Here is a 19914-nt window from a genome sequence, read left to right as displayed (position 1 = left end):
TTAACCATTTGAAGAGAACGTTGTTTTTAGTTGAATAAAATAAGTAAGGGTTTAATATGAGTAAAATAGGTCGAAACGATCCATGTTTATGCAATAGTGGACGAAAATATAAGAAATGCTGCATCAATACTCGCAGTAACACCAAACAGGATAATCTAATAACCTCATCTAGCGGTGATGAACGATTTTCACTTGCTAACATGGATCATTTGGGTGAAACGCAATTGGGTCTCCTCACAACAACAACCAATGAGCCTTTTATGCTCATTAGACTTTATTATACTATTTACAATAAAACGTTACTGATGACTAAATTAGATGCACTGAAGTGCATTTGTTTGTATGGCAACTATAAATTTTTGATTAATTATCATCATGAAACGAAAAACATTGGGTTAGCTGTAAAGCCTGATGGAGTGCCGAAGAATCTTCAACCAATTGTTTTAGCAAAAGGAAAAATAATTGGTGAAACGAGCATGGTTATAGATTTACGCTCGTTTGAGCGTGGTTGCTGTATTATTGAGTTTTTAAATCATTATATTTCCCGTGATATTGCCGAAATAACGCATATAGCAACGTATAATAAAATGCACGAAATAACTAAAAAAACAATCACAGATGTAATGAATATCAATTATGACAGCGTGTTTTCAGAGGAAAATATGCATCGCCCAGACATGCGTTTCGATAAATTAATGTCTGAAGCCGAACACATTGAATCAATAGAAGAAAAGCAAGAGCTCATGATGAATTTTATGCTTGAGTCAACAGCAGAGAAACCTAATCTGATAGAGAAATATCCAGTACATTATTATGAGGATGGAATTGACTCCATTAAATGCACCTTAAAATTTCATCAACTACTTGCGCATGAGCATTTAATGGGTAATGAATCATTAAATATGTTTCAACTGATTTCAAAAATAATTCCAGAGGTCATTGATGATAATGGTGTAACTAATGAACTGAACGAGTATGTCTGAAACTAGAAAGGAGCATTTTTTGCATACCACATGCCAATCTGACTGGATAAAAACAAATGGTTCAATGAGCGATAAATCAGCGATCGATGAATTTGGATTAACCTATGAAGAAATCATTGAGGGTATTCAATCTGGAAAATTACAGTACAGGAAAAATAATGCACATGGGAATCCATATTTAAAATTGATAAGACGAGAAATAGAGACTTTCGTTACGCAAAAATATGGTGAGCATTACACAGCTAACAAAATAAAAGAAAAGAAGTTAAAGGATATTACTAAGGAAATAAACTCGATGAAACGTAAAGTGACTGCACTGGAAAAAATAAAAATTGAATTATTGAAAAACATAGCTACGGCTTAGCGTTAAATTGAAGGGAAAGCATGGTTTGATTTATTATTCAGGGCTATGCAGTTGACTAACCCAACCACTATATATAGTATTCGGCCACATGAATATCTACCCCAAAAATGTGGTTGAACTGATGGATCTTTTTCCAACTGAAGAAGCTTGTTTAGAATATTTAAGCCTTATTCGTTGGCCTGATGGCTATGTGTGCATGCGTTGCGATGGAAAGGATGTTTGTAAAATGAGCAGCGGGTTATACCGTTGCCAAACGTGTCGGTATGCCGGATCAGTCATTTCTGGAACGCTTTTTCAAGATACACACAAACCTCTTCGGCTATGGTTTCAAGCCATCTGGTATGTAGTGAGCCAAAAAAACGGCGTTAGTGCACTTGGGCTGCAGAAGGCACTTGGACTGGGTAGTTATCACACGGCTTGGGAGTGGTTACATAAACTTCGTAGAGCTATGGTGCGGCCTGGTCGTGATAAGTTGAGTGGTATTGTTGAAGTAAATGAAACCATGATTGGTGGCGAGCACGCAGGCACACGGGGTCGTGGTGCGGGCGGTAAAACATTAGTGTTGATAGCAGCAGAAGACACAGGCGGTGGCATTGGACGCATTAGGCTTTCTACTATCAGTGATGCATCCGGTGGCGTATTGACCGACACTATTCAGAAAATGGTTTCACTAGGCAGTACAATCCGAACAGATGGCTGGAGTGGATACAGTGGTTTGAGCAGTAACGGGTATACACATTTGTCGATTAGTAATAATAACGTGAAAGAGACCGATGCAATTCAGATTGCTCATCGTGTTGCGTCGTTACTTAAACGCTGGTTGGTTGGCACACACCATGGTGCTATTAACCACAAGAATTTACCCTACTACCTTGATGAATTTACGTTTCGATTTAATCGAAGGACATCCACATCAAGAGGTAAGCTTTTTTTGCGATTAATACAGCAGGCGCTTGAAATTGATCCAGTGCCAGCAAAATCGCTAAACACTATATGTAGTGGTTAGGTTAGTAAACTGCATAGCCCTGTTATTATTAACCACAAGAACATTTCTATGGTTGGAGGCTATAGCCCATATGCAGAAAGGGTTGTAGCCGGTTTTAAAACTGATGTGACCCATTTGCACACGTATCCTGACTTACCCCGTATTGTAACCTCTTGCTGGTTTAATTTTGTGCAGCACAAAGATTGGGGTTTAGGTAAGCAAATGGGGTTCTGTCGCAAAAATTTCTGGTAACCACTTTTGTCAATCAGCATCCAATTTTGACCCTCAAACCGCATCCAAAATTGACCCTCAAAAACATATCACAATGATTATTTATTTAACTGTTTTAGCTTCGGTTTTTAAAGCGATAAGGGTTCGTGGTTGAGTAGAGCAATCAGATCACTCCAGTTGCCCCCTCCTCAGATCCGGACTTGCAGAATTACCTATTAGGACCCGCAAACAGAATCGGCTCTGCCCACGATATTTTGCGAATGAACCCAAGCTATTTTGCGAACGGATTTTGGTGAATTTTTATGAACCCACGGTATTTTGCGAATGGATTGCATTTTGAACCCACGCTATTCTGCAAATAAGTCCGCTATAAAATTAGTCATAATGACATTATTGAGCTCAAGATTTTTTGAAATAAAAATAATTCTTATGAAAACACATTTTTATATTTTTATTGATAGAATAAAAGCTATTTTTGGGTATCTCTGCTGTATCCGTTCGGTGAACTACGGGTTGCATTAGAAGAAGGGGTTAATTCATCTTGAGATTAAAAGGAAGAAGATTCGTGAAGTCTTCTGCGGTTTTACAGAAGCGGATTTTTTCGAAGAGGACTTTGAGGTAATCAAAAGGATTAAGGCCATTGGACTTAGCTGTTGCAATAAGGCTATAGAATAATGCCCCAGCATGAGCCCCTCTAGGGCTTCCAGACATGAGCCAGTTTTTTCTGCCCAGAGCAAAAGGCCTAATGATGTTTTCAATGGCATTATTATCAATCTCGAGCATCCCATCAAGCAAATAAGCAGTAAGCTCCTTCCATCGCTGAGACATGTAAACTAAGGCATCACCCAGCTTTGATTTGGGTACCGCATTTTTTAAGGATTGGTCAAGCCAAGTCTTTAAAGCGTCAAGAATGGGTTTTGATTGTTCGAGCCTTATCTGATAGCGTTGTTCTGCCGTATAGTTCCCATCCCGAGCAATTTTTTCAATGGCATAGAGCTTTTGAATATACGCCACGGCCTGATGTGATTTACCTGTGGTTTTAGCCAGTTTGACAAGCTCAGCAAAAGGACGTCTGGCATGTGCAAAACATCCCAAATGAATAATATCAGGATGGTCATCAACCCAGTCATAACCAACATACCCATCTGTTTGTAAATAGCCTTTAAACTCTTTAAGTAGTTCTTTAGGCCATTGGGCTTGTCGGGTTTCACGATAATCAAACACAATGATTTTTTTATCCGGTTTGTGATTCTGGTATACCCACATATAGCTCTTGGATGTATTTTTTCGATTAGGCTCATCCATCACCTGAAGTGGTGTTTCATCGGCCTGAAGGTAGTTTGATGCAACCAGCTCTTTGATTAGAGCGTTCCTCATTGGGCTACATACCTCAGATGCTGCCATTATCCATCCACATACTGTATTGCGAGCCATCTCAATGCCCATTCGTTTCCAGATGTGCTCTTGACGGTATAAAGGGAGGTGGTCTTGGTATTTACTAATAATGGCATGAGCTACAAGGCTTGGTGTGGCAATGCTTTTAGGAAGGAATAATTGCGGCATAGGGGCAATGCTTACCCCTTCATCACAACGATTACATGCATATTTGGGTCGCACATGGGCAATGACCGTCAGCTTTGCAGGAACAAACTCTAGCTGTTCCGTGACCTCTTCGCCAATACGTTGCTTCATACAGCCGCAAGCACACAGTTTTTCTTCTTCTGCAATGTCATGCTCAATGGTTTCACGGGGTAACTCTGGAGGTAATGGGCGTCGTACTGGTTTTTTGCGAGTATAGGTGACCGTAATTGTATTATCTTCTTGCGGCAGCTCTGTGACCTCTATGCTTTCTGCTTCATCAAATTGCAACTCGCCTTGCAGAATATTGTGTTCAGATGAGGGAGAGTATTTACGCTGTTGAGCCAGTTTGAATTGCTCTAGCATATTAAAATACTTTTGCTTCCATTCCAGAGCTTCTTTTTTTAATTGATTAATTTCTTCCTGCAAAGGCATTAAAAGTGATTGGTCTTTTGAGGAAATCATGGCTGGTTTAGTGCTTGTTTTAATGGTGATATTATACCATAACCACCATGATTTCTTCAGTGTTTTTCAATGAAAATCACGGTAAATCACCGGGTTTCCTCCTTGATGAAAGGTGAATTTATTGCTGGCCATGAGCCATTTTAAGTGCTCTTTTGTCAGCTCAATATGACCTTGGGTATTGCGGGGGAAAATGAATTTCCCTTTCTCTAATCTGCGGTACCATAAGGTAAAACTCTGCTCTTCATAGTACAGTGCTTTTAACTTATCTCCTCCTCTGCTACGAAACAAAAATAAATGACCTGCACTAAGCTCCATTCCAAAAACTTCATGCACCAGAATGGCTAGAGTATTAATGGATTTGCGCATATCAGTTATTCCACAATATAAATGCACTTGAACATCATCTGGAATTAACATAAGGTCATCAACTCCCTTAATAATATCAGTCGGTGTTGATGGTCAGCTGCATCAAGTTCACAGCGTATTTTATTAGGGAGTTCAATAACTAATTTAAACACTGCCTTAGCAGAAGGTAATGGAGTAATAATAAGTGGCTCAAATAAAGCCTCTTTGGCTGGGGTAACTGCTTTAGACTCTTTCTTGAATTTATTGCGATAAAATCTGAGCCTGGAGTCTGATATTCCTTTATTACGGCAAAATAATCCTGGTGCTAAACCACTTTCCTCATAGGATTTAACCATGTCACTCCAGTACTCATCTCTTTTTGTCATCGTCTACTCCAATAGTTATGGTGTAGCGATCTTCTTCAATTTTCACTTATTCCTCTAGGTGTATTTCACCGAACGGATACCCCCCTGTGTCAGGCTAGTTGTCACTCTTAATTAATTTCAATTAAGGGGGCAACGAGGTTAATAATGAGACAGTATTCAGAAGAAAGAAAAGAAGCGGTATTGAAGAAACTACTTCCACCGTATAATAAAACTTATACAGAGCTCTCTAAAGAAGAATGCATTCCGACATCAACCATATATACTTGGCTGAAGAAACGCCAACAAGTAGGTACAATGAATTCTAAAGTAGTAAGGCTATCTCAGCCATGGTCTGTTGAGGCGCGTTTTTCAGCGATTGTTGAAACAGCCACAATGAGTGAGATAGAGTTGGGCGAGTATTGCCGAGAAAAAGGCCTTTATCCTGAGCAAATAAAAGATTGGAAGGCCCAATTTATCTCGGGTTTATCAGGAGACTCCGTCTCTAGCCAACAAGAAAAGGCCCAGGGAAAGGGAGATAAAAAACGGATTAACCAGTTAGAAAAGGGGTTCTGTCGAAAATATCAGTCATAAGTTATCATGCCCGTAAAAAGGCAGATTATGATCAGTTTTAAAGGACGGCATTTCCCAAAAGATATAATATTAATGGCAGTGAGATGGAAAATTGCCTACCCATTAAGTTATCGTGCGATTGAAGAATTAATGGAAGAGCGAGGAGCGGATTTAGATCATTCCACGGTTCAAAAATGGGTTGTTCACTATGCGCCTCTAGGGGTCCTGTGGAAGAACTGACAAAAAGTGGGATTTCAAGATTGGCCCCAACAATCTGTGCAATTTTTTTGCAAAAAATTAAAAGTGTACGCGTTACTTAAGTAACTTTCCAAAAATGCTGTCTTAAATGCTTTTCCAGTTCCTCAACCATTGCTGCAATATTAATATCACCATTACTTTTTTTAAAACTGTACTTTCCGGTAAAGGCAATATGCGCCCAAGCAATAGGTGATATTCTAATAAACTCATCAATAATATCTTGGCTAACACCTGCTTTAAGCATTTTTTCATAAATAGTATTCAAAATAATACCGTTGTAGGCAATGATACAGTTTGCAACAAGTCTTACTGCATGTGCGCTGACTCGATTGTTAACAATTTTCTTTCCCTTAAAGACCCCGCGATAAACTTTCCTAATGAGACCTTGCAATTGGTGATAAGCCTCTGTCCGATTTCTTGCCGAACGTATGGCCTTCCTAAGCGCCATGTTATCTATTAAATTTAATATATGCGTACTTTTTAATATTTTATTGTACTCAAAAAGTGCTTTTTTTAGTCGTCCATACCGAGCAGAAGAATTTATTTTTTTAACGATGATGCTCTGAGTATTTTCCTGCAAAAGTAAGGAGAGCAAAACTCGTAATATCCCTCTTTCCTCAGCTTTAATCAGATTTTTATCAATGATCCCACTAGGACGAATAATTCCAGTGTAGTTATCAATTGATTTAACCGATAACAAGTCATTTGAAGCTTCTCTAACATTTTTAATACTTCGGGCTTGGGGAGCAATGGAACAGCCAACCCACTTAAGGTTTTGAAATTATAAAATTCCACTACTCCACCTATGGCGACTAATCCTACTATTTTATGCTGATTTTTGTCATAACTGTTCAAAAGCAACCGATATTTTCGAAATATCACGGTTTAAAATCCTGGCAAAATCTCCACAACACTCGCAAGCCATTTATTATCATCTGTTCTTATAATGGTATTGGTTCGGCCATATATTGTATTATTTAAGTTACAATTCGTTAACGAGGCAAGCTCTTTGTTACACTTAACTGAAAAATAGGTTCGACCCGTGATGGATATTTTCACATGATTGTCAGATAGCAATGTTCCAAAGGGAATATTGGTGTTGAGCACATCTGTAATTATTTTCTTTGGTAACTCATTAAAGTTCATAGTAATAAACGCCAACTCAACTACTATTGCTTCTTTTTTTCTTTGTGCCATCCTCACATTATTTCTAGCCTTACTACTATCTATAAGCATCATAATCGCTCGAGAGTATGTATTGTTATGCCGGTTTTTTATGGCATAAATCGTTTGAATAATGGGTGTGCGCTGATAATATTTTTCTATGCCTTTCGTCATTAGTGGTTGGGTCAGTAAATAATTATACGGGGTGGGTAACATGTCTTGGTTAACTCTTGTACTCGTTTTTTCTACATTTGCGAGACTGTTCATCTTCTCCTGAGTGGTCTTTGTTTGCGGCTCTACAACAAAAGATGTAGCATTAGATATATTAAAAATGTTTATTAATACGCAAAATACGAGAATTTTTTTAACCATTTCTTTCCTCTTCACCCAATTTGCTATCAGAAACAGACCTACTGACACACCCAAGGTTTTAACTCAATAATTAACATCTTGACAAAGAAAAACCATTTAACTCACTAGCTAATGATTGTATCGTTTTCATGCCGCTTTTTAGTTCATTAGGTGTCATATAATTTGCTAACATTATTCTTATAACTTCTGCCATTTCTTCTTTGGTAACTTCATTTAATTTATGCTTCTCATTGTTAGATAAGATATTGATGATTTCTTGATTTACCTGCTGAATAATATCACGAGCAAGAACTAATACTTCAGCGCATTGAAAAGGTCGTTCTTCTTGACAATATATTATATGAACAAAACCAGCTTGGGATACTAAATTACGAAGTTGAATATAAGCATTACTTACTAACGTTTGAGTATCACGAGGGGCTTTATCCCAGATCAATCCGTAATATGGACGTTGAATCGCTTTGGATAATTCAAAGTAATGTTGGAATATACGATCGATTGTATCTAAATCTATTATTCCGCTATCTGTTGCAAGCCTTTTTACACCAGCAATAATACGAACTTCCTGCTCTTTATCTTCAATTGGTTTTTTGAGAGGAAGCTTTGCTGCTGCTACTGCCCTCATGCATTGAAATCGTAGGTTCATCATATGCAATAACGACACATTTGGACTCTTAGAAATGGCCTGGTGCAAAACCATTTGCTTTTCTAGTAGATGGCGCCTAAAAAATCCTTGTATTGTGATAGCTGCTTCAGATTCACCCATTCTCTAATATTCTCTTTTAGTTATAATCATTTCATCATTAAAGAAATGGTAGTTAATTGCGAATTATATCAGACACGACAGTTGGTGCAAATAATTGGTGCTTTTGTTTGTATAAAAAACAACCTCCGATTTCGACGCCGATACCCATATTATTGAGGCCAATCTTAGCGTACCTTGCTAAGTTGTCATTTGTAGACGATAAATTGTAGCTTTATGAACATTGAAAGTCTTCGCAATTTCACTAACAGATTTACCTTCTTGCAAAAGCCGTTTAGCTAATAATTTTTGTTCATCATTCATTTTTTCAGGACGGCCAAATCGAACCCCTCGTTTCTTAGCCGCAGCGCGACCAGCGCCAGTACGTTCACGGATTAAATCCCGTTCAAATTCAGCAATGCCAGCAAACACCGTCATGATCATCTTGCCTGAGGGCGAAGTAGTATCGGCCCATGGTTCAGATAGAGAACAAAAAGAGGCCTCGGCATTTTTTATATGATCAACCAATTCTAATAAATTTTGTGTTGAACGCGCAAGTCGATCTAATTTCCACACGACGATAATATCATCTGGGCGAAGTTGATCGAGCAATCGTTGTAATTCTGGACGGTCTCTTTGTGCTCCAGAAATTTTTTCTTGATAAACTCGACCACAACCTGCTTCTTTCAGAGCGGTCAATTGTAAGTCCAAATTTTGATCGGTAGTTGAAACACGCGCATAACCTATTTTCATTGCTATTCCCTTAAATTAGTTTGCAAATTATATCGCAAAAGAATAGACTTTTGCATCTGATTTTTGCAACGAATTTTCACCAATGAATTCGTGGCATCCATTTTCACCGCAAAACTTAGAAGTTTTGCAACACGACACTCTTTATTTGGATAAATATGCCTGTTAGTTTTCTTTCTTTAGTACAATCTGACAATTACGCCAAATATCCCACTGACCTACCATCAGATATTGTTGATAGCCTTTTTTTCCTCGATGATCATGATCTTGAATGGATCTCGAGTAAACGTGGCGACTTCAGTCGGTTAGGCTATGCATTACAACTGACAACCGTCCGATTTATTGGAGCCTTTATTTCTGATCTGAGTAAGCTTCCCCATATGGTGATTGAGCGAGTCGCTACTCAAATCAAGGTAAATGATCCTGAAAGTTGTGTATCAATGTACATGAAGAGTGAACAGCGTTGGCGCCATACTGTTGAAATTAGATCGCGTTATGGCTATATTGAATTTGTTGAAAAAGGTAATCGATTTCGTCTTGGTCGCATATTATGTGCACTATGTTGGACGGGTACCGACAGACCTGGTGTACTTTTTGATCATGCAGTGAGTTGGTTATCTACTAATAAAATATTGCTACCAGGTATTACAGTTCTTGAGCGTTTTGTCGCAGAAATTCGCTCCAGGATGGAGTCTCGCTTATGGCGAATGTTGATTAAAAATTTAAGTGTATCACAACAGGAAAAACTGAATGAGCTCTTGGTAGTGGAGGATGACCAACATCTTTCATTGCTTGATAAACTGCGTAAAGGCCCGGCTAGCGTTAGTAGTACAGCTCTTGTACAAACATTAAAACGTGTTGAGTCCGCTCGAAATATTAAGGTCAAATTACCACTGTACCGCATACCTGTTTGTAAAATAGCAACACTTGCACGTTTTGCCAATACAGCAAAAATTACAGCCATTAACCGCTTGCCATTTGAACGTAAAATGGCGACGCTTGTTGCATTTGCAACTCATTTTGAATCTGACAGCCAGGATGATTCGCTAGATGTACTCAGTATGGTATTGCGCGATTTATTCTCAAAGGCTAAGCAAGAAAATAAAAATACACGATTGCGAACGCTTAAAGATCTCGATCAAGCTGCAGCCACATTAATTGATGCATGTAAGTTACTACTGAATCCAGAATTGTCTGATCATGAAATTCGAGGGACCATTTATACAGCAGTAGGTCATGAAACGCTTGTGTATGCAGTTGAAAATGCTAGTGCCTTGATTAGGCCACCAAGGAATGTGTTCTATCATGAGCTCGAACAAAAGGAAAAAACCGTTCAGAAATTTTTACCATCGCTCCTGCGAGTAATAAATTTTGATAGCAATCAGGCGGGAAAGCCTCTTCTTGCCAGCCTTGAATGGCTAAAAGGAAAACAAACGGATGAACCGCCAATGGGGATCATTGGAAAATCATGGAAACGTAACATTGTTATTAAAGATGAATGCAGTATTATCAATTGGCCACAAGATGAATCACGCCCAACTTACCGTAGCATCAAAAAACTTATAAATACCCAAGATGGTATCATTTTGCATAACGATAAACTTTTGTATGCTGATCTGATCAATAAAAAAATTACGCTTATTGTCGTACCAGAGAAAAAACAACGTCAGGTTGATAAGTTAAAAAACTCCATTTTAAATATGGATGATGTTCTAAAAAATGCGACTGATAAAGAGCTATCATTAATAACATCAATAACCGCGCGGGATAGCAAAAAAACTACCATTAATCGTACAGCGTATACATTTTGCGTTCTTGATAAACTACAATCGGCATTAAAAAGTAGGGATTTGTTCATAAGTCCCAGTTGGCGGTATGCCGATCCAAGAGCCAATCTTTATTCTGGTGCAGAGTGGGAGGCCGTACGTCCTATGATTTGCCGCTCATTAAATTTAACAATTGACCCGGCATCAACCCTCACAAATATCACAGATGAACTACATCAAGCATATCGGTTAGTTTCTGCAAATATTGATAATAATCCTGCTGTCCGATTTGAAACGGTTAAGGGTAATGAGGAGCTGATTTTGACTCAGCTGGATGCGCTTGATGAACCCCCATCATTAAAAGCATTAAGAGCAGCTGTAAAAGCAAAATTACCACGAGTAGATTTACCAGAGATGGTACTTGAAATAGCCACACGTACTGGATTTGCAGATGGGTTTACTCATATAAATGAAGGAAATGCGCGTGTTGACGATCTGTTGGTCAGTTTATGTGCTGAATTACTTGCTGAAGCCTGTAATACCGGACGAGAACCATTTGTGCGTGAGGATGTAGCTGCTTTAAAAAGAGATAGATTGGTATGGGTTGATCAAAACTATATTCGGAATGAAACGATAATGGCAGTCAACTCCATATTGGTTTCCGCTCAAAATAAAATCCCATTAGCTAAAAAGTGGGGTGGAGGAGATATTGCATCGGCTGATGGAATGCGCTTCGTTGTTCCTGTAAGAACAGTGCATGCTGCTCCAAATCCAAAATATTTTAAATCAGGTCGCGGTGTCACTTGGTACAATTTAATATCTAATCAACGAACAGGCTTAAATGCTATAACTGTACCTGGCACTTTACGTGATAGTCTAATATTGTTAGGCGTGGTTCTCGAGCAACAGACTGAATTACAGCCAACGCGTATTATGACGGATGCGGGGGCATACAGTGATATTGTGTTTGGGCTGTTTCGTTTGTTGGGACTTCGTTTCAGTCCGAGATTAGCTGACATGGGTGGTGCTCGATTTTGGAGAATTGATCCGTTAGCTGATTATGGCAAGCTCAATGTTCTTGCAAAAAATCGTATAAATATAGATCTTGTTCCTCCTGAATGGGATGATATTTTACGGTTACTAGCTTCATTAAAGCTCGGAAGGGTCCCAGCAGAAGGTATTATGCGTACTCTTCAAGTTGCTGATAAACCAACTCGTTTAGCCAAAGCAATTGCTGAAATTGGACGAATTGATAAAACCATCCACATGCTTAATTATCTTCATGATGAGTCATTCCGTCGTAAGACCTTAGTACAATTAAATTTGGGTGAAGGTCGACACAGTTTAGGTCGCACTGTTTTTCACGGTAAGCGTGGAGAGCTTCATCAACGGTATCGGGCTGGACAAGAAGATCAGCTTGGTGCTCTTGGGCTTGTTTTAAATATCATCACACTTTGGAATACCATTTATATGGATGCTGCCATCAATCAATTACGACAAGAAGGCTTCCTGGTACTCGATGAAGATGTAGCCAGACTGTCCGCATATGGATATGGTCACATTAATATGCTCGGACGATATTCCTTTGCCATGCCAGATGAGGTGAAACGTGGTGAGTTAAGACCATTAAGAACCACAGAAAAGCCTTAAGTGGGTTGGCTGTTCCATTGCTCCCCAAGCCCGAACGGGAGACTTTTCTACCCTCACCATCAAACTGCTGCACAAATTCAACCGATTCATTCTTGGCAATATCCACAATTATTTTATTTTCCTGAATAGTGCGCCCATTGGTTTGTTGATGAACTTGTTCTGTGATACTTACTCCAGGTATCTTCAGTTTCGATTGAAATGTTTTATTGCCATTGGATTCTTTTAAATTATGGGCTGTTACGTGCTGATCACGTCCTTGATTTAGAACAAGCGTATTTTCTAATTGTTCCGAAGACGATTGGTTATCCTTACTGGTGCCCGCATGCGCTATGGTGATCACAGATAAAAATACACCACAAAATAACATCAATGTCCAAATAAACGAACTTCTTAACTGACTCAAAATCACGGAACTCTCCCTTATGAAACCCAAGCTATTGATTTTTACTACTTACTGAATAGCTATAGCATATTGATTAATCTGGATGCCTTCTTAGCCAGACAGCCACACGAGCGCCTGTAACTACTCCTGCGGATACACTTGAAGTAGCAAAACCAATAGTGGTTCCTGCAGGAATTGGAACTGGGGTCGCAAGTAATTCCGTATAAACACCATTGGCAGCTGGTGGCGTAACAAGAAGTGGGGCTGTAAATAGGTATAGGATAGATGCATCATTCATATTGCGAACAATCATATTGACATTAGTGCTCAGCGTTACTGAACGCGCTTGGAAGCTGACCGCAAATAATTCCCAATCTTCTACCAGGGGGATACCTATTCCGCCGGTGTCTCCATCACCAAAAGCCCATTGTGTGGCACCTGCACCAACTATACTCGCAGCATTTTCTGCAAAAATTACCACCTTTTCATACACCCGAGTATTAATTGCATTATCAGTGTAAGTGTTAGCTTGAGCCAATGTATTTTGAGCTGTATTTTCAGTAAATTGGTTTGCCTGGTTTATGGCACTTGCAGAGGCATTATTGACGATGGTTTGAGTACAGGATACACCGCATGGATTATCTGCCGCATGCCCATAAGATATAGGAATAAAAAAGAGTAAAAAACTTTTTAAAAAGACAGATATTAATACCTTAAACTGTTGACTACCCATGATTCCCTATCTCTGCAATGTATTCCAAATAATTAAGTTCTTATTTTATTAAATCGAAATTAAATAAAAATGGAATATTGTGGTAATTAGCTCAGCATAATATATAAAATCGAAGGTAAATGCCATTATGCGAATGATTTTTAAGATAATAATAGGCTGATTTATACTAAAGCTAACTTTTTAAGGTTCTGTCGAAAATTTTTAAGGTAGTTAATACGGTTCGATTTTGTTGTGTGGTTAAGAGGCTAATTCATAAAATTGCTTCCAAGCAGGGATCTGTCCCAAGTGTTCCATCTGCCCTTTTTTAAGCATCCGGTGCAGTTCAATTCCCGCAATCGTAGCCTCTGCTGATTCAAACGATTTAAAACCAAGGGTGTATTTCGTGATATTTTTAATACCACGGTGGTCTTGTTCAATCATATTATTCAAGTATTTTATCCGCCTCACCTCGATCAATAAATGCCATAATCCATGAATAAATAGTAGGGTGTTAATTCGCTCAAGAGCTGCGGTATTTGATCCGGATTTATCAATGTTAACCTTTTCTGGAAGTCCACTAGAACCAATGGCTTTTTTGAAAAACTTCAATACAGCAGGGCGATCCCGCCTTTCAGAAAGCATGAAATCAATGGTCTTTCCCTCTTTATCTACCGCCCGGTAAAGATAAACCCATTTGCCATTTACTTTGATATAGGTCTCATCCATTTTCCAGCTGCGACCAACAGCTTTCTTCCTTTTTCTAAATTCAAGCTCCAGTAGAGGCGCATAGTGAACAACCCATTTTTGAACCGTTGAATGATCTAAATCCGCTCCCCGCTCTTCCATTAATTCTTCAATCGCACGATAACTTAATGGGTGCGCAACTTTCCATCGGACTGCCATTAATATTAAATCTCGTGGGAAATGACGTCCTTTAAAACTGATCATATTCTGCCTTCTTTAAGGGCATTATAACTTAGCTCCGCTATTTTCGACAGAACCCAATTCAGCGATACTATCCAAGCTCAAATTAAAATATGAAGCAGAGGAAAATCAGAAGGCGTTGGCTAGATTGAAGAAAATTTCACCGGTTGCTTGGCAACACATTCATTTTCAGGGGCACTTTATTTTTGCTGGTGATAAAATCATTGATCTTGATGCCATAATAAACAATGTTTTCCTGGGTGATTCAAAGAAATCAATTATGACTAAAAACAGTCCGGAAAAATTGCCGGTTCTGGGCTAGAACCCCTAGAAAGTGAACCACAGCAAGGAACTGTTTTTACCTGCCTGATTCCTTTGCAGGAACCACTGCTTGATGACGATTCAGGAATTGATAATACAGTAGTCTCAAAAACTGAAACACCCCACCTTTCCCCATTAACCCATAAGCAAAAAGCCATTTCACCTATGCCGGAAGGTAAAACAAAAAGCAAAGTGCTTGTGGTTGAAGACAATTTCATTGCCCAAACTGTAGCCAAAACACTATTGTCAGGCATGGACTGTCACGTGGATGTCGCATCCAGTGGGGTTGATGCACTGGCTCTTTATGAACAAAACGATTATGACTTAATCTTTATGGACATCGGCTTAGGTGAGGGCATTGATGGCTATGAAGTCACGCATCATATCCGATCTAAAACCAGTCCAACCAAGCACATTCCCATCATAGCACTCACCGCGCACGGTGCTGATGAAAGCAAACAGCGTTGCATTGAGGCAGGTATGGATGCCGTATTAACTAAACCACTGACTCAGGCTCTTGCCACAGATATTCTTAAATCGTTCATTCCAGAGCGGCATGAAACGCCAGAAATTGATCCCTCCAAAACAAGAAGAGACTTGCCTGACAGTGATGATGAGATGTTTCAATTAAACCAGTTCCCTATCTTAAACAGTGAAGAAGCATTAAAGAACTGTGCTACCCAGGAGATGTTAAAAGAACTGTTAAACTTAATGACTCAGGAACTACCCACTGATTTAGAATTCATGAAAAAAGCTTTCAAGGCTCTTGATTATCCACTGGTTGAAAAAACAGCCCATAAAATCAAAGGTGGAGCGGTTTATGTAGGAACCATCCGCATGAAATACGCCTGTCAGTATGTAGAGCGCTACTGGAAAACCGGACAACGTGAATTATTTGAAGCCCTTTATCATCAGGCAGTAAGTACTATAGAGGAAACTATCACGTATATTGAGGGCTGGCTGCAAAGGAATATTCCATGATCCTAAATTCGGCAATTTCAATTTACTATGAGTTATAAGCACCTGGTCTTTGAATGATTATTAAGCAAGAGCTATAAACCGCTTTTAAGTGGCTTAATACAAGAACTTATCAATGTTTTAAACCCTCTTTTCACAGACTTATACACTGGATTTGGGGATAACTATTTAAGTTAGTCTGTTCTTTCGATAATACACTAATTAATAGTGATGCCATTATTATTGGGAACAGTGAAGGTGTTATATATAGAGATCATCGGACTAAGTGTTCCCAAAAAATTCCCAAGTAATAGGGTAAAAATAAGTAAATAATTGAAAATAGACGCACAACTCATCACTTGTTGGTGGGTAAATAAAAATCCAGATGATTTAAATTCGTTCTTTTATTTATAATGGGCGATAAGGATTTAAGCCTAGTCCAAGGCGTTATATGAACATTGCTTTAAAATTTAAGCGTAGGCTGGAATCTCTGGACTGTCAAGCGTGAAGAACCGTTTGATTTTTTTAAATGTTTCAATAAAAAACTCAGTGGTTGACGGTTCTTTTATGCTGCATGAAGAGGTATCCAGTGGCGTTGAAACACCAGAAAGACCCTTTGCACGACGCACAATTAGTGCATTTAAGAGGTTAATGCGCTCAATATCCAGATGATAAAGTCCAAGTTCTGCCCGCCCTACCCTCTTTTGTTTTAAACCCATCCTACCAAGCAGCATGGAAAGAAAACGCAAGGGGTCGCGTTGCAAAAGTTGTGTGGATGGCAAAGAGATTAATCCTTGAAGAATGGCTCGATGCCCTTCTATCCAGGTTATAAAACCACTGTGAAGAATGGTGTCTTTGCTGTACTGATAATCATGCAGCGCTAAGGTCTGATGGGTGGTGGTTAAATGCAGTGTTTCGAGCACTTTTTTATAAAGCATTTGCAAGGTACTAAAATGGGTTAAATCCGCTGCAAATTGCGCCCCGTCTTCAAGTTGGGCAACAAATCTTTTTTGGGCAAGTGCTGCGTCTCCTAAAGCCAGCTCTAGGGCTAACACTTGTTTTTTAAATCGTCCATCGTTATCCATATTCGCCATGGCGGTAATAGAACCTTCATCTCGTTCTGACAGGTTATAAAATTCTATGAGTTGCTGTTTTTTATATTGTCTGGACTCGCTCATCGTTTTTCGAGGCTTTTGAGCAAGTGCAACCAGTTGGGCTGCGGTTAAGGGTAACTGCTCCTGACTGATTAGGGATGCATCTTGTTCAATACATGCTTTTTTAAATTGACGTAATTGTTGTTGGGTGGTTACATCAAGGGTTGTATCAAAGTAGGTGAGCTTCATACCATCATGCAACGCGAGCAGGGCAAATTGCTGGTAAAAATCATTAAAGCTTGCATGCCGAGCTTGCGTAACCAAAAGGGTTAATTGTTCGTAATCAGGATTTAGAATAATACGTTGCCCTTCATTATCCAGATTCATAAGGCCAATATCATGCTGATGCGTCTTTAGCCATTTAGAGGCAATAATCTCAGGATTTAAAGATTTAAAGGCTTGTCGCTTGTCACAAAAGACGTGCAAGGTTTTATGGTTTCGGATTCTTCCTAAGGCTTGCATGCAATCATTAGCGGTGTTGACCTGGGCGTTAAACACGCCACCTACAAAATCAAAATGGCCATTATCAATAGAAACACCGGTACTGACAGAGGGTGTACATACCAGGTAATCGTAGCGTTTTGACACGTCATTAACGTTATTAAAAAAAGCCTGGTTTTCAGCATCGCCCGCATTGTCACTTGATATATAAAGTCCACGCTTTTCAGGAAAGGCCATATTCAGCGCTGAATAGGTTTTAAAGGCTTCTTTTTTGGAATTAAAGGCGAGATACACTTTTTGTTCTTGTTCTATTGCTTGCATAGCAGCCATTTGCACGCTTTCTGGGCTGTCGTGAAAGGCAATTTGGCGCTCGCTCCCTGGCTCAAAGCGGTTAAAATGAATGGTGACAGGTTGATTAGGACAAAATCGTTGAACCATTTGTACAGTTGCTTGAGACAGATGCGCATCAAGACAAATCAGCGTTTTGGCATTGGTCATGACGTGTTGCAGCACAGAAAAAACTAAGGGCTTTTGTTCTATATGAGAAGTCAGACGTGCAAGCACTTGTTCGATTTCATCAATGATAACCACATCATAGTGCCGTAATGCGCCTTCTGCGGTGAGTTTTCCTAAGGAATTAAGGCAAATGGCGAGCCGTCGTTCTATTTGTAAGTCAAAATTATCACACTCATTATAACTGGTTAGCCCTAATCTTTGAGCGGCACTTTCCACCAGTGAAATCAAATGGGTCGTAAATAAAATGGATTGCCTGGGGTTTTGTTTCACCAGGTGTTCAACGATGGCCGTTTTACCAGTACCAATGGCTGAACGAACGAGGTGTACCCCTTCTCGTTTAAATACATCATTGGGTAGGTAACGACTGTTATAAGATAGTTTTACGCCATCGGCAAATTGACCAGGTGCCACTGCTCCATGGGCATGTTGGTTGAAGTGACGCAGTTCATGCCATAAACCTAAATGGATATCAGGCTTATTTGGTATGGTTTCAGACAAGCGATTTAATCCGCCCAACAGATGTAAATCGTTAAAGTCAGTAGCTTCTTTAATCAGTTCTGAATCCAATGTTGAAAAATCAGGAGTACAAACCAGAGTACCTCTTAATTTAAACGCGGTACGGTTGGCTTGAATGAGTCCGGTGTTGCCTAAAATACGCCCAAATTTGGTTCTATTTTCTGCTTTTTGCCAGTCATTATCAGCCCAGATGATAATCTGTGTTTTAGGATAGTGGCGTTTTAATGATTTACATACAGGGAGTAAGTTAAAGGCATCAAGGGCTGAGAAGACAGGCTCACCAATCGCACGATGAATGCTTGCAGCAGTTGCCACTCCTTCGCACACATGAATAGTACTTATTTTTTCAGGTAAGGAAGGACAGCCTATGAGGGCGAAATGTCCTTTTTTAGACAATCCTTTTGTAAAGCGTTTTTGGCCGTCATTAAAAATACGCTGTAGACCTAAAAAAGTATTATGGGTATCAATAATGGCTACCGCAATGTGATTTTTGGCGTGTTTAATTCCTGGAATAATACCTGCATTTAGCCCTTTTCGTTTGAGGTAGTGACTATTGCCCGTATCAGTCATGGATTGCCACGATTGCCTATCACGAGCAATCCAATCAATGGGATTGATTTCTGGCGTTACTGGATCAATACGGGGTTTAATTGCTGACTTTATTGGAGATGAAAAAAGTCCTCCCCTCGCCTCTTGCCATAGCGCCTTAAGTACAGACTTGCTATCAAAGCGCTCAGAATGACCACCGTGTCGAAAGGTGTAATAGGTCAAAGCGAGATAGGCAATCCCATCGCTGTTATGTTCCAGTGTTGCGCGATAGCTTTGTTTTTTTGCCGGTTTATCAATGTAGTGCCATCGATTATCTATTATCAGATTGGTTACAGGAGTTCGCAGGTCTTCCCCATGAACATTCAGAAACGCAATCGCCTCATCAATCAAGCGAGCCTCGATGGATTGCTTGCTTTCAGTTGCCCATTGGGCAAAGGATTGACTACCCACTCGTTCTAACGAGTTGTTATTCTTATTAAAAAATCCCATTATACATGTCCCTTTCATCAAAAAATCTTGATGTTTCTAGGGAACAAAGCTAAACTAATCAGTGTGATGATCCAAAAATTTCGATGAAATTTCTAATTCCCTTGATTATTTTTGGTGTTTAGCTTTGTTCCAAGCTATTAGTTATATTATTGAGGAAGAGTTTGCAGACTTTTCCTCAATGCTCTTAATTCGCTATATACCCTCTCATCATTTTATTGTTCTTAATTTAATCATCTAACTTTAATTAACCCGCTCACATGGCTTGATATTAAATTACAAAATCTCTTTGTGTACAACCACTCTTTCAATACTCTATAACAACCCAATAGAATCCGCAATATATTGCCATTAAAAATAAAAAACAC

General features: G+C 39.2%; 17 protein-coding genes and 2 pseudogenes. 8 read left to right on the top strand and 11 right to left on the bottom strand.

Annotation, left to right across the window (positions count from 1 at the left end):
- Positions 1–56 precede the first annotated feature (56 nt).
- The 3 genes from HRS36_RS18240 (at position 57) to HRS36_RS18230 (ending at position 2353) form a co-directional block, all read left to right on the top strand.
- Positions 57–983 carry a YecA family protein gene (locus HRS36_RS18240; RefSeq protein ID WP_173235544.1) on the top strand — a complete coding sequence of 309 codons (927 nt, stop codon included), beginning with the start codon at positions 57–59 and terminating at the stop codon, positions 981–983.
- The gene (locus HRS36_RS18235) at positions 976–1347 is read left to right on the top strand and encodes a hypothetical protein (protein WP_173235546.1); all 372 of its coding nucleotides are present in this window, start codon (positions 976–978) and stop codon (positions 1345–1347) included. Before HRS36_RS18240 ends, HRS36_RS18235 begins: the two co-directional genes overlap by 8 nt.
- Positions 1348–1435: 88 nt before the next feature.
- Positions 1436–2353 carry an IS1595 family transposase gene (locus HRS36_RS18230; RefSeq protein WP_173235413.1) on the top strand — a complete coding sequence of 306 codons (918 nt, stop codon included), beginning with the start codon at positions 1436–1438 and terminating at the stop codon, positions 2351–2353.
- A gap of 741 nt (positions 2354–3094) precedes the next feature.
- On the opposite strand, the gene tnpC is transcribed toward HRS36_RS18230, so the two are convergent.
- From tnpC to tnpA, 3 genes are all read right to left on the bottom strand, one after another.
- Positions 3095–4606 (bottom strand): IS66 family transposase, encoded by a 1512-nt coding sequence (tnpC, locus tag HRS36_RS18225; protein WP_173236282.1) that lies wholly within the window; start codon positions 4604–4606, stop codon positions 3095–3097.
- Positions 4607–4672: 66 nt separating this feature from the next.
- Positions 4673–5023 (bottom strand): IS66 family insertion sequence element accessory protein TnpB, encoded by a 351-nt coding sequence (gene tnpB, locus HRS36_RS18220; RefSeq protein ID WP_173236281.1) that lies wholly within the window; start codon positions 5021–5023, stop codon positions 4673–4675.
- Positions 5017–5337 (bottom strand): IS66 family insertion sequence element accessory protein TnpA, encoded by a 321-nt coding sequence (gene tnpA / locus HRS36_RS18215; RefSeq protein ID WP_173236280.1) that lies wholly within the window; start codon positions 5335–5337, stop codon positions 5017–5019. Before tnpA ends, tnpB begins: the two co-directional genes overlap by 7 nt.
- Before the next feature lie 144 nt (positions 5338–5481).
- Between tnpA and HRS36_RS18210 the strand changes: the two genes are divergently transcribed.
- On the top strand, positions 5482–5907 hold the full coding sequence (locus tag HRS36_RS18210) for a hypothetical protein (RefSeq protein ID WP_173238674.1): 426 nt from the start codon (positions 5482–5484) through the stop codon (positions 5905–5907).
- 27 nt (positions 5908–5934) lie between these two features.
- Positions 5935–6105 (top strand): annotated as a pseudogene (locus HRS36_RS18205) (IS6 family transposase); the annotation flags it as partial.
- A gap of 97 nt (positions 6106–6202) precedes the next feature.
- On the opposite strand, the pseudogene HRS36_RS18200 reads toward HRS36_RS18205, so the two are convergent.
- The 4 genes and pseudogenes from HRS36_RS18200 to HRS36_RS18185 form a co-directional block, all read right to left on the bottom strand.
- Positions 6203–6904 (bottom strand): annotated as a pseudogene (locus HRS36_RS18200) (Tn3 family transposase); the annotation flags it as partial.
- A 125-nt stretch (positions 6905–7029) separates the two neighbouring features.
- The gene (locus HRS36_RS18195; RefSeq protein ID WP_173238672.1) at positions 7030–7680 is read right to left on the bottom strand and encodes a hypothetical protein; all 651 of its coding nucleotides are present in this window, start codon (positions 7678–7680) and stop codon (positions 7030–7032) included.
- Positions 7681–7750: 70 nt separating this feature from the next.
- Entirely contained in the window at positions 7751–8446 is a 696-nt protein-coding gene (locus HRS36_RS18190; RefSeq protein ID WP_173238671.1) for a chorismate mutase, read from the bottom strand.
- A gap of 177 nt (positions 8447–8623) precedes the next feature.
- On the bottom strand, positions 8624–9175 hold the full coding sequence (locus HRS36_RS18185; protein WP_173238670.1) for a recombinase family protein: 552 nt from the start codon (positions 9173–9175) through the stop codon (positions 8624–8626).
- A 155-nt stretch (positions 9176–9330) separates the two neighbouring features.
- Between HRS36_RS18185 and HRS36_RS18180 the strand changes: the two genes are divergently transcribed.
- Complete coding sequence (locus tag HRS36_RS18180) at positions 9331–12588, top strand: Tn3 family transposase (protein ID WP_173238669.1); 3258 nt, start codon at positions 9331–9333, stop codon at positions 12586–12588.
- Here HRS36_RS18180 and HRS36_RS18175 read toward each other — a convergent pair.
- The 3 genes from HRS36_RS18175 to HRS36_RS18165 form a co-directional block, all read right to left on the bottom strand.
- Complete coding sequence (locus HRS36_RS18175) at positions 12500–12997, bottom strand: hypothetical protein (RefSeq protein ID WP_173238668.1); 498 nt, start codon at positions 12995–12997, stop codon at positions 12500–12502. The genes HRS36_RS18180 and HRS36_RS18175 overlap by 89 nt on opposite strands.
- A 67-nt stretch (positions 12998–13064) precedes the next feature.
- Complete coding sequence (locus HRS36_RS18170; protein WP_173238667.1) at positions 13065–13703, bottom strand: hypothetical protein; 639 nt, start codon at positions 13701–13703, stop codon at positions 13065–13067.
- Positions 13704–13940: 237 nt separating this feature from the next.
- On the bottom strand, positions 13941–14630 hold the full coding sequence (locus HRS36_RS18165; RefSeq protein WP_173235620.1) for an IS6 family transposase: 690 nt from the start codon (positions 14628–14630) through the stop codon (positions 13941–13943).
- Positions 14631–14754: 124 nt separating this feature from the next.
- Here HRS36_RS18165 and HRS36_RS18980 point away from each other — a divergent pair, with 124 nt between their 5' ends.
- Both HRS36_RS18980 and HRS36_RS18155 read left to right on the top strand, forming a co-directional pair.
- Positions 14755–14928 carry a hypothetical protein gene (locus HRS36_RS18980; RefSeq protein WP_173238666.1) on the top strand — a complete coding sequence of 58 codons (174 nt, stop codon included), beginning with the start codon at positions 14755–14757 and terminating at the stop codon, positions 14926–14928.
- Positions 14929–14981: 53 nt separating this feature from the next.
- Positions 14982–15908, top strand: coding sequence for a response regulator (locus tag HRS36_RS18155; RefSeq protein WP_226905669.1), 927 nt, complete (start codon positions 14982–14984; stop codon positions 15906–15908).
- A 446-nt stretch (positions 15909–16354) separates the two neighbouring features.
- Here HRS36_RS18155 and HRS36_RS18150 read toward each other — a convergent pair whose 3' ends face one another.
- A complete protein-coding gene (locus HRS36_RS18150) occupies positions 16355–19549 on the bottom strand; it encodes a plasmid replication protein, CyRepA1 family (RefSeq protein ID WP_173238665.1) in 3195 nt (1064 codons plus the stop codon).
- Between the last annotated feature and the right edge of the window lie 365 nt (positions 19550–19914).

Source organism: Legionella antarctica (assembly GCF_011764505.1).
Taxonomy (GTDB): domain Bacteria; phylum Pseudomonadota; class Gammaproteobacteria; order Legionellales; family Legionellaceae; genus Legionella; species Legionella antarctica.
This window is presented reverse-complemented; position numbering and strand designations above follow the sequence as displayed.

Excerpts from the sequence above, each read along its gene's own strand:
- HRS36_RS18240 (WP_173235544.1), top strand. The coding sequence starts at position 57 with ATGAGTAAAATAGGTCGAAACGATCCATGTTTATGCAATAGTGGACGA.
- tnpB (WP_173236281.1), bottom strand. The coding sequence starts at position 5,023 with ATGTTAATTCCAGATGATGTTCAAGTGCATTTATATTGTGGAATAACT.
- HRS36_RS18230 (WP_173235413.1), top strand. The coding sequence starts at position 1,436 with ATGAATATCTACCCCAAAAATGTGGTTGAACTGATGGATCTTTTTCCA.
- HRS36_RS18150 (WP_173238665.1), bottom strand. The coding sequence starts at position 19,549 with ATGGGATTTTTTAATAAGAATAACAACTCGTTAGAACGAGTGGGTAGT.
- HRS36_RS18195 (WP_173238672.1), bottom strand. The coding sequence starts at position 7,680 with ATGGTTAAAAAAATTCTCGTATTTTGCGTATTAATAAACATTTTTAAT.
- HRS36_RS18235 (WP_173235546.1), top strand. The coding sequence starts at position 976 with ATGTCTGAAACTAGAAAGGAGCATTTTTTGCATACCACATGCCAATCT.
- HRS36_RS18210 (WP_173238674.1), top strand. The coding sequence starts at position 5,482 with ATGAGACAGTATTCAGAAGAAAGAAAAGAAGCGGTATTGAAGAAACTA.
- HRS36_RS18185 (WP_173238670.1), bottom strand. The coding sequence starts at position 9,175 with ATGAAAATAGGTTATGCGCGTGTTTCAACTACCGATCAAAATTTGGAC.
- HRS36_RS18180 (WP_173238669.1), top strand. The coding sequence starts at position 9,331 with ATGCCTGTTAGTTTTCTTTCTTTAGTACAATCTGACAATTACGCCAAA.
- HRS36_RS18170 (WP_173238667.1), bottom strand. The coding sequence starts at position 13,703 with ATGGGTAGTCAACAGTTTAAGGTATTAATATCTGTCTTTTTAAAAAGT.
- HRS36_RS18190 (WP_173238671.1), bottom strand. The coding sequence starts at position 8,446 with ATGGGTGAATCTGAAGCAGCTATCACAATACAAGGATTTTTTAGGCGC.
- tnpC (WP_173236282.1), bottom strand. The coding sequence starts at position 4,606 with ATGATTTCCTCAAAAGACCAATCACTTTTAATGCCTTTGCAGGAAGAA.
- tnpA (WP_173236280.1), bottom strand. The coding sequence starts at position 5,337 with ATGACAAAAAGAGATGAGTACTGGAGTGACATGGTTAAATCCTATGAG.
- HRS36_RS18165 (WP_173235620.1), bottom strand. The coding sequence starts at position 14,630 with ATGATCAGTTTTAAAGGACGTCATTTCCCACGAGATTTAATATTAATG.